Below are 5,847 nucleotides of genomic sequence, written 5' to 3'. Positions count from 1 at the left end.
CCGTCGGCTGCCGCAGTGGGCTGGAAGCTGACGTACAAACTGGTCATGACGAAGCCGGACACTTGGCGGGCCAGAGCAGCATAGTCATCAGCGATCTCGGCCCGCTTCTCGTCGAGGATCTGGCCGCTGGCGGCATCGGTGAACATCAGCTTGCCGCGGATCTTGTCGCCAACGGTCAGCCGCTGGACCAGATTCCGGTCATAGGCATCCTCGAAAAAGCTCAAGGTCAGTACCCGGCCACTGCATTCCGCTATCACCCTGCAGACCCGAATCGGTGCCCCGACCGCCGCTGCCACTGCCGTCGTGTAACTGGCGAGATTGCCGGCGAAAGCCACCGGCAGTTCCGGCGATGCGTCCCGAGGCCGGATGTCCGCCAGCACCAGCACGCTGTCGATGTCCCTGAACAGCGGCTTGGCGTTCTGAAGATCCTTGACCGAGGTGACCGCGTGGTAACCGGTCGTGACCGAGCGTGCCGAGTCATACATGCCGATGGCCGACTGTGCGGTGTCGACTGCTGCGCAGCCAGACACCAGTACCAGGAGACTCATCATTGCGAGCCACTGCGCATGGCCGATGAACAGCGGCAGAAAAGGGAAGGTACTGCTTCGACGATCCATCGCGGGTTTCCTCCTGTGAGATGACTGAGGGCCTGCCTCGGCGCCGGCCGCGACGACGGCAAGAGGCGAATGAGCCCAGTAAGGCTGATTGTTACTCATAGAGCGTGGCTTCATAAAGTGGTCCTGCTTACGGTCTGTGAATGCCGTCGCATCCGCAGCTGTTATTGGTGGGGCAGCGCCTTCGGGCGCTGCGGGAAGCGCGTGGCCTGAGTCAGGAGAACTTCGCCCTGGAAGCCGGCATCGCACGGAGTTACTACGGAGCCATCGAGCGCGGCCTCCGGAATGTCGCCGCCTTGAACCTGATCCGGATTGCCGCTGCCCTCGGTGTCGAAGTGGGCGAGCTGTTCCCGGAAATGACGACCTTGCAGAACGACCGCAAGCGACGCAGTCGTCAGGAAAGCGGGCCGTCGCGGTCCTGAATCCGGATATACCGCTTCAATTGCCCGTTGAGCCGACGATCTGCCGTCGCGTAATGGCGCGGCGATGCTTTGAACGCCGAGATCTGCCCATCCCGTGTGGCACTGAGCCGGTCTGCCATCGCCACCGCTACGGCTTCCGGGCAAGCCGCATGCTCGCAGCGAGCTTCCTTGCTGATCAGATAGGTCAGCATGTCGGCGCAGGCGGCATGGGTTTCGGCGCGCAGCCGCGGCAGCTCGGTCGCAATCTCGATGATCGATCGCGTCTCATGCGAGATCAGCGGATTGTTGTAGGCCGAGCGTGACCATTCGATCTTGCCGAGGTCATGCAGCATCGCCGCGGCGATCGCGATGTCCTTCGACTCCTGGTTGGCGAACTGCGCTGCACTCAGTCCGGCCGCCGTCACCGCGCACTCATAGCTATGGATCGCCAGCCCACCGGGGAAGGCGTGATGCGCTTCCCGGGAAGCACGGGCCTTGAAGAAGTACGGATAGACATTGTCCGAGCCCAGCACCCGATGCACGAAGCCGGCGATGGGCCGGCTCGGCATCTGATCGAGGATGTCGATCAGGCCGTGCAGCGCCGGAACGGCTTCATCGGCACAGGCCGACCGCGGCACAACCAGCAGGTTGGGGTCCTTGATTTCGGGCTTCTCCATGAAATCAATGACCACACCGAACTCCGGGTGCTCATGATCGATCGGGAAGCCCCACATCTGATGGACGTTGCCGATCAGGCTCGACGCCTTGATCGGCGCTTCGGGCTTGAATCGGGCCTTGTACGGGCCGTACGCGTCCTCGATCACCAGATCAAGAAACGCCGGCTCCTTCGAATCGACGACGGACGACATGATCCGGAAGTCATGGTTGACCAACCGGTCGATGTCGTGGAGATCCACGCGCAACTGTTGATGCTTGTTCATCTTGAGCCTCACAAGACGGGGTCCGTGCCGACCGGGTCTGCTTGGGGCGTCTTTGCGCGTCTCCGCATAGAAAATGATGCGTGGGACAAGTAAATGACGTGCACCACATCATATTGGTGCTTAGATAACCGCCTGTCAAGCATATTGCTACGCTGCGGATCATTTCAGTGAGGCGCAGCCCATGATTCGGTGTCGCTTGGCGTTCCTCCTCGCGGAGAAAAAGCTGAAGATCGCGGACGTGTCTCGCGACACCGGGCTGAATCGCAGCACGCTGACGGCCATGTACTACGAGACCACTCAGCGGATCGATCTCGAATCGGTTAATGCGCTCTGCCGGTACTTCGGCTGCAAGGTCGAGGATCTGTTTGTCTATGTCCCTGACGGAGATGGCAGGACCGACTGAAGTCCGGCGTTCGCGAACGGCCTTCAGCTTTTGCATTCCCGCTGTTTTTCAGTTTTTGACGAAATGCCTCTGTCCTCGTCTTCAACATTTTCGGAACGTCAGTTCCGAAAAGCCCCGCCAGCAAGGCGGCCGGGCCGGCGAGGCCAGCCGGGAGTGTGAGGGCAAGTGCCTTTGATCAAGGCTGGCGCGGTTGGTGAGATGTCAGGTCTGTTGGCTTTCAAGTCTTGAGCGATACGGTTCAGGGAGAACGACATGCCGCGCGGTGGGCGACGTGAAGGGGCAGGGAGGCCGCACGGATCTGGCCGATTCGGCGAACCGACACGTCGGATGGACATCCCGCTGGGTCTCGTTGGCCAGGTGTCGGAACTGCTGGCCGCGCATCAGCGCGCGGCGGCAGTTGCCGCCATCGAAAAGCGACACTCTGCCAAACAAGGACGTGGTCTCAACGATACCTTGGAGGTGCCAGAGCCGGGAACGGCATCCATCGTCGGACCGATCGACGCTCTCTCGATGCTCAATCGGCTGGCGGAGCAGGGCATTAGAGCGGCAACGGTCGTGCTCGATCCCTGGTATCGGGCAAAAGGCGCGCAAGGGCGTTCAGCCTATCTGACCGAAACGGTGCCATTGCTTGAAGCGGCGAGCCGGGTTGCGGACCACGTGTTCATCTGGGGATTTCCTGAAGCAGTGGCCCGGCTGATCGATCACACGCCGTCGAGCGTGAAGCTCGAAGGCTGGCTGACCTGGTACTTCAAGAACGCCCCATCCCGATCAAAATCATGGCGACCATCGCAGCAGGCCTGTCTGCACCTGCGTCGTCCGGACGCAAAGATGTACCCCGAGCATTTCTATGCGGAGCGCCATCGGGAGGCGGCGAAGCAGAATCGTCTTGAATTCAAGATGACGCCGTTCAGCGTCTTCGAGGAAGCGCTGCTCAGCGGATTCATCAAGCGCAGCGAGCAGACCGGCTTCCGGTGGCAGAAGCCGGAATCGGTCATCGCGCCACTGCTGCGCATGACGACGCGGCCGGGCGATCTAGTGGTCGACCCGACCGCCGGCAGCGGCACGACGGGTGCGGTCGCGCTCAAGCTAGGCTGTGCAGCAATTCTGTCGGACGGCAGTGCTTCCGCGCTTAAGACCGCGCAGAAGCGACTTCGAGGCTGATCGCTCGTGCTATTTCTTTTTAATTTCGGGCGAAGAATCAAAAGTGGCCGCCGCTGCCAGACGTCGCGCCATCTCCTCCGCTTTGGTAGGGCGGCCGCGCTTACCGCTGGAAACCGGCACAGTGGGGGCTGGCGCTGCTTCTGCCACAGTGGCGTTTGTGGCTACACGGACATCCGACTTCTCGTAGGTTTTCAGCCAGGCGTTAACCGAAGACTCGAGCCAGCGGCGCCCTGACAGACCTGGAAGCGAGATGCCTGGTGGCATCGGATGCCTACGACGGATGCGCATGTTGATTGCGGCGCGAGCCGAGCTCGGCCTGGTCGTCCCCAGACCGAGGTATCGGCCGAGCTGTTCGGCATCGAGCAAGACATCGCTACTGGTAGAGAGGGGGGACAGGACGGGAGAAATTGAATTGAAGGTGGAAGAGCGCATGGGCATAGGGCGAGGCGATCACAGTGCTGATCAACCAAGCGGTATCCCTTCGCAAAGGAACCTTGAATCGTGCAGTCGCCGTGGCGAAGTCGCGTCAATTTGTAAGCTAATTACAAAAGATGGTTGAACAGCAACACCAACCACTTCTTGCATAAAACCGCAGTCGCCTTCGCCGCTCATACCTAAATCGGCATTCCTGTCGCCGTGGCGACGATGTCCAGCACTTCGTTGAGGATGTGCGGCGGTGTTTTCTTGACCCGCTGAGCCGCGAGCGCGGGTATCGACGCCGTGCAGCAGATGAATCTGGACGGAGCCGAGCGTTTGAGTTCCTGCCCCCATGAGGCACACCGGGAAGCCGCCGGAGCGTTGAGCAGAAGCCTCCCCCCCTGGAAATTGGGCAAACCCACAGGATGCCGCTGGCCTGATTGAATGCTCGCCGCGAGATCACCAGCGCAAGTGCTGGCCCCGCATTTCGTGGCAGGTATTGGGGTGAAGTCCAGATGCACGACGTTGCCAGCGTCCAGCCCACTGGCGCCCACGCCTGAGACTGGGAGGTTGAACGTTCAGTGCTTTCAACTACTTTTTGCAAATTGCCATTTGTAACGTACGGCAGTCCATGTCGCGCAGGTTTGCTGATGGCTTTCCGACGCAGCAGTCGACATGGACCTGACCGGGACCACCGCGTTGCTCTAACCCGCTCAGGGTGGTCCGCAATCGAGGTGCGCCTGAAGCTCGCTCAGCACTTGCTGCTTGCCCGCCTCAGTCTGCAGCAGTTCCATTGGTGTCTTGCCGCCCAATGCGAAGTTAGGCGTCGTTAGGTACGCCTTGGCTTCGTCGGGGTCGCAAAGCAAGCGGCCCATCAGCATTGCCAAGTCATCGTCTAGCGCCATAGCTGTCTAGCCTCTTTGAAGGTCAATTTCGAAGCGAAGTCGCGGTTGACCGAGGAATGCGCCGCACTCTCTGAAGCGATGAGGGACCATGTTAGCGAACTGTCGCGTATGAGGTCTCAAAGAATCTCTGACTGATAGGGTCGACTTTCGGTCGGCAGCAGCAAACGCATCTGGACGCGCTATTTTGTAGCACCGTGCTACATTAATTTCGGTAACTGGGGATCAATATGTCCACCAACAGCCCCATGCGCCTGGACGCCGAACTGACCGAGGCAGCGCGCGCGACGGCCGGCAGCATGAGTCGCAGCCTGTCCCAGCAAATCGGTCACTGGGCGCGGATCGGGCGGGAGCTTGAGCGCAGTCCCGGCGTCACGGCCCAAGCTGTGCAGGCCGTGCTGGAAGGACGCGGGGGTTACGACCAGCTGAACGTGCAGGAGCAGGCTATCGTCCGCGCGAACTGGGCCGAGGGCATCGAGGAAACCCGAAAGAACCTTCGCCTGGATCGCATTCTGGCCGCTCAGGGACGCGAGGTGGTCGAGCTGGATGCTCAAGGTGAGGTGACCGTTCGCAAGACGCGTGCAGCGCGCCTGGTTAGCCCGAAAGGCTAAGTCATGCCGCTCCTGCACCTCTTGGCCGGACCGAACGGTTCGGGCAAGACGACCTTTTACGAGCATGTGCTGAAGCCGGTCACGGGCCTGCCTTTTGTAAACGCCGACGTGATTGCTCGCAAACAGTGGCCGGGCTCGGATCAAGACCACTCCTACGAAGCGGCTCAGATCGCGGCGGATCAGCGCGAGTCCCTGATCACGAGCGGGCAATCCTTCATCGCGTAGACGGTGTTTTCAAACCCCTCGAAACTGGAGTTGATCGGTCGAGCCAGGCGAGCAGGCTTCCTCGTGATTGTTCACATCATTCTGGTGCCGCTGCCCCTGTCGATGCGGCGCGTCGAGGCCCGCGTCCGGCATGGTGGGCATGCCGTGCCGCTCGACAAGCAGCGCGAGCGCT

General features: G+C 60.9%; 9 protein-coding genes. 5 read left to right on the top strand and 4 right to left on the bottom strand.

Annotated elements, in window-relative coordinates; translation table 11 throughout:
• Positions 1–617: hypothetical protein (locus tag QZY06_RS04185; RefSeq protein WP_295680593.1), on the bottom strand; the 617-nt coding region annotated here is incomplete at its 3' end.
• Positions 618–784: 167 nt separating this feature from the next.
• Between QZY06_RS04185 and QZY06_RS04180 the strand changes: the two genes are divergently transcribed.
• Positions 785–1,036, top strand: coding sequence for a helix-turn-helix transcriptional regulator (locus QZY06_RS04180; protein WP_295680589.1), 252 nt, complete (start codon positions 785–787; stop codon positions 1,034–1,036).
• Here QZY06_RS04180 and QZY06_RS04175 read toward each other — a convergent pair.
• Positions 1,009–1,956, bottom strand: coding sequence for an HD domain-containing protein (locus QZY06_RS04175; RefSeq protein WP_295680587.1), 948 nt, complete (start codon positions 1,954–1,956; stop codon positions 1,009–1,011). The two genes, QZY06_RS04180 and QZY06_RS04175, sit on opposite strands and share 28 nt — an antisense overlap.
• Before the next feature lie 196 nt (positions 1,957–2,152).
• On the opposite strand from QZY06_RS04175, the gene QZY06_RS04170 reads away from it, so the two are divergent.
• Positions 2,153–2,359, top strand: a complete 207-nt coding sequence (locus QZY06_RS04170; protein ID WP_295680584.1) for a helix-turn-helix transcriptional regulator — start codon at positions 2,153–2,155, stop codon at positions 2,357–2,359.
• Between the two features lie 327 nt (positions 2,360–2,686).
• The gene (locus tag QZY06_RS04165; RefSeq protein WP_295680581.1) at positions 2,687–3,520 is read left to right on the top strand and encodes a DNA methyltransferase; all 834 of its coding nucleotides are present in this window, start codon (positions 2,687–2,689) and stop codon (positions 3,518–3,520) included.
• Between the two features lie 462 nt (positions 3,521–3,982).
• Here QZY06_RS04165 and QZY06_RS04160 read toward each other — a convergent pair whose 3' ends face one another.
• Together QZY06_RS04160 and QZY06_RS04155 are read right to left on the bottom strand one after the other, a co-directional pair.
• Complete coding sequence (locus QZY06_RS04160; protein ID WP_295680579.1) at positions 3,983–4,291, bottom strand: hypothetical protein; 309 nt, start codon at positions 4,289–4,291, stop codon at positions 3,983–3,985.
• A 359-nt stretch (positions 4,292–4,650) separates the two neighbouring features.
• The gene (locus tag QZY06_RS04155; protein WP_295680577.1) at positions 4,651–4,842 is read right to left on the bottom strand and encodes an MbcA/ParS/Xre antitoxin family protein; all 192 of its coding nucleotides are present in this window, start codon (positions 4,840–4,842) and stop codon (positions 4,651–4,653) included.
• 227 nt (positions 4,843–5,069) lie between these two features.
• Here QZY06_RS04155 and QZY06_RS04150 point away from each other — a divergent pair, with 227 nt between their 5' ends.
• The gene (locus QZY06_RS04150; RefSeq protein WP_295680574.1) at positions 5,070–5,450 is read left to right on the top strand and encodes a hypothetical protein; all 381 of its coding nucleotides are present in this window, start codon (positions 5,070–5,072) and stop codon (positions 5,448–5,450) included.
• 3 nt (positions 5,451–5,453) lie between these two features.
• Complete coding sequence (locus QZY06_RS04145) at positions 5,454–5,675, top strand: AAA family ATPase (protein ID WP_295680572.1); 222 nt, start codon at positions 5,454–5,456, stop codon at positions 5,673–5,675.
• The last annotated feature ends 172 nt before the right edge of the window (positions 5,676–5,847 follow it).

Source organism: uncultured Nevskia sp., from assembly GCF_903885465.1.
Classification (GTDB): Bacteria; Pseudomonadota; Gammaproteobacteria; order Nevskiales; family Nevskiaceae; genus Nevskia.
Note: the sequence above shows the minus strand (reverse complement) of the source record. Positions and strands in the feature narration are given on the sequence as shown.